We start from the raw sequence: 2,801 nt of genomic DNA on the forward strand, positions 1-2,801 counted from the left end.
GAGGTGGCCGCTGCTTTTCAGATCGGTATGAAAGACGAGAAAGGAAGAAGATTATTATGAGCGACACTCTCGCCGCGTCGAACTATATAGAGCTGGCGGCTGATATTGTATCTGCATACGTGAGCAACAACTCGGTCCCGTCAGGCGATCTGCCCATGCTGATCAGCGACGTGCATGCCGCTTTGCTGCGTGTCGGCGGTGGGACCGTTGAGGTCCCCGTCGAAGCGCCGAAGCCTGCCGTTCCCCTTAAGAAGTCCGTGACGCCGGACTACATCGTTTGCTTGGAAGACGGCAAGAAGTTCAAGTCGCTGAAGCGCCACCTGCGCACCCAGTACAACATGACGCCGGAACAATACCGCGAGAAGTGGGGCCTGCCGGTCGATTACCCGATGGTTGCTCCGAACTATGCCAAGGCTCGCTCCGAGCTCGCCAAGGAGATGGGTCTCGGTCAGCAGCGTCGTAAGCGCCGTTCCTCGCGCAGCTGATTTTCGAAAAGCCCGGATCGGCAACGATCGGGCAGGGTGCCGTTCACCCGCTGATAGTCAAAAGCCATCCCAAGCGGGGTGGCTTTTTGTTTTCGCGCCCACTCGACACGCGAATGGCCGCCGATAAAGCGATCCCTACGGTCGGCTCCCCAATGATTTGACGGACGGCGCGGGGCGCCAGTCCCGGGGAGTATTTGTTCCTTTTTTGTTCTTGACTTCGGCTCTGGTTGCTTCACCATTGGTCGCCCGGAGACGAGGTCTTCGTTCGAGTTGTTGTTGAGAACAAAACATGAACAATAAAGGCGATTTTCACATTAAATCAATGGATTCGACGCAGCGCCCCTCAAACCCTCCGCGGCGCCGGGTTCGACGCATTCGTGGCCGTAGCGGGCGGATCACGGAAGGACAGAAGGTGGGTGTCGTCGACATTCTGTCCGACGAGGCTGCTCGCCTTCTCACCGTCCTCGGCGAGGTTCGCTCGCATGCCATTCGCGATCCCCTCGATCACGACGCTATCATCGCGACCCGGTCCAAGAGCGGTATCTCGGTCGGGGCTGGCCGGTTTGCAATCGCCGCGGCGGAGGCCCTTGCTCGACACGATTTGGCACGCTGGCACGCCGATACTCCGTCCCGGCGCATTCTGCGAATCGCCACGGCTGGCCGCGCCTTTCTGCGGCGTCGTACGGCCGGGGGCGGAGCAGACGCCTTCCAGCTGCAACACGGAGCCATTGGCGAGATGGTGCTAGAGAATGAGGGCGAAACGCACCGTGTCCGCGTCAATAGCGAGGAGAGCCCGCTCGCCTGGCTGAGGCGCCGAAAGGGCAAGGACGGTTGCCCGATGATCGACGCGGCCTCCTATGAGGCGGGTGAGCGGCTGCGGTCGGACATCACCCAGGCGGGATTGCTGCCCGGGGTGACGGCGTGTTGGGATGCGATTCCCCGCGTGGAAGGTGGGCCTTCCCCATCCCACGCGACCGATCGCATGGTCGCGGCGCGCCAACGCTTGCGCCTCGCCCTCGACGCTGTCGGTGCGGATTTCGCCGATCTTCTTCTCGATCTCTGCGGGTTTCTGAAAGGTCTCGAAACGATCGAACGCGAAAGGGGATGGCCGCCGCGATCGGGCAAAGTCGTCGTGAAGTTCGYCCTTGCACGGCTGGCGCAGCATTACGGACTCGATGAGGAGGCTCGCGGTCCAGGGGCGTCCCGCGGTATCAGGGCCTGGCAGGCGGTCGTGATCGAAGGCGGCTTGTCTCAGTGACTTGTGGTCGAGGTGTTGCGTTGCCAGAATCGCGTGCGATCTCAATATGATAGAGCGTTATATTTGCCTGTCTCACGAAGTTCCGACCATGGTCTGCGCGTCCTGACGGATGCGTGAGACCATGGATCTGACCCCATTCGAGCGTTGCGGCGTCAGGTGTTCGGACAGGCCCAGTTCCTTGAACAGCGCCAGCGCGTCGGTCGCGAGGATGTCCTGAGCGCTCTTGCGGTTGTAGAGGGCGGTGAGAAGGGCCACGAGGCCCTTGACGATGTGAGCATCGCTGTCGCCGCGAAGATGCATCACCGGAACGGTTTCGCCGGGCTCGAAGCGAGTCTCGAGCCAGACCTGGCTGGCGCATCCCTGGACTTTGTTGGCGTCGCAATACGCCGTCTCGGGAAGCGGCTCCATGAGACGTCCCAATTCGATCAGGTAGCGATAGCGCTCTTCCCAATCATCAAGCAGTTCGAAATTCGCAACGATTTCGTCGATCGACAGCGTCATGGCATCCGTTCTGTGCGGGTCGACGCTCATATAATCCTTGGGTCTCGCTTTGGCGAGGATCTCGGGCGAGGAGCACAGTTTCGAGCGAGGATCACAGTTTCGGCTTGTGGGCGTCACCTTTCCACGCGGACTTCTTGTCCTCGGCGTGAAGGGTGTCCGTTGGTTGCTTCGACGCTGCGCCGCCGGCGATGCCGGTCTCTGCAAGGATTTTGGCGAGGATGGCGCTCTTCGCCGTTTCCGGTAGCGCCTTCCAGACCGTTTCGAGATGGGCCGCGTTGTCCGGCGCACTGACTGACGGCGTCGCCTTCGGCGTGTCGCTCCATCCGAACCATGAGGTGAGCGCCGACAATCCGTCCTCGTTCCGCACGGGCGACAGATAGAAGATCACACCGATGACGACAGCAATGCGCAGGAGCGAGAACATGAATCCCAGATCGGYCGCGCCGTGTCGCGGCGCACCGGTGCAACCATAGCGGGTCGGAGGGCCGGCGCGTAGAGCCGGGCGGGGCGATGTCGAAACACGATGAACAAACTCTTGCCAAGACTAGGTCGTTGAT

4 protein-coding genes are annotated in these 2,801 nt (G+C 61.2%); 2 read left to right on the forward strand and 2 right to left on the reverse strand.

Translation table 11 applies throughout. The features are described from left to right. Positions 1-56: 56 nt before the first annotated feature. Positions 57-485 carry a Ros/MucR family transcriptional regulator gene (locus AC1DT3_RS17145; protein WP_477466447.1) on the forward strand — a complete coding sequence of 143 codons (429 nt, stop codon included), beginning with the start codon at positions 57-59 and terminating at the stop codon, positions 483-485. A 412-nt stretch (positions 486-897) separates the two neighbouring features. Further along, positions 898-1,743: a DUF6456 domain-containing protein gene (locus tag AC1DT3_RS17150; RefSeq protein WP_477466444.1), complete on the forward strand. Its 846-nt coding sequence runs from the start codon at positions 898-900 to the stop codon at positions 1,741-1,743. 72 nt (positions 1,744-1,815) lie between these two features. Here the strand turns inward: AC1DT3_RS17150 and AC1DT3_RS17155 are convergent, their stop codons facing one another. Together AC1DT3_RS17155 and AC1DT3_RS17160 are read right to left on the reverse strand one after the other, a co-directional pair. After that, complete coding sequence (locus AC1DT3_RS17155; RefSeq protein ID WP_477466445.1) at positions 1,816-2,274, reverse strand: SufE family protein; 459 nt, start codon at positions 2,272-2,274, stop codon at positions 1,816-1,818. Positions 2,275-2,335: 61 nt separating this feature from the next. Continuing rightward, complete coding sequence (locus tag AC1DT3_RS17160; RefSeq protein WP_477466446.1) at positions 2,336-2,668, reverse strand: hypothetical protein; 333 nt, start codon at positions 2,666-2,668, stop codon at positions 2,336-2,338. Between the last annotated feature and the right edge of the window lie 133 nt (positions 2,669-2,801).

Source organism: Microvirga sp. P4_G7, from assembly GCF_056401005.1.

Coding starts and splice junctions, on each gene's coding strand:
- AC1DT3_RS17145 (WP_477466447.1), top strand. CDS start 57: ATGAGCGACACTCTCGCCGCGTCGAACTATATAGAGCTGGCGGCTGAT.
- AC1DT3_RS17155 (WP_477466445.1), bottom strand. CDS start 2,274: ATGAGCGTCGACCCGCACAGAACGGATGCCATGACGCTGTCGATCGAC.
- AC1DT3_RS17160 (WP_477466446.1), bottom strand. CDS start 2,668: ATGTTCTCGCTCCTGCGCATTGCTGTCGTCATCGGTGTGATCTTCTAT.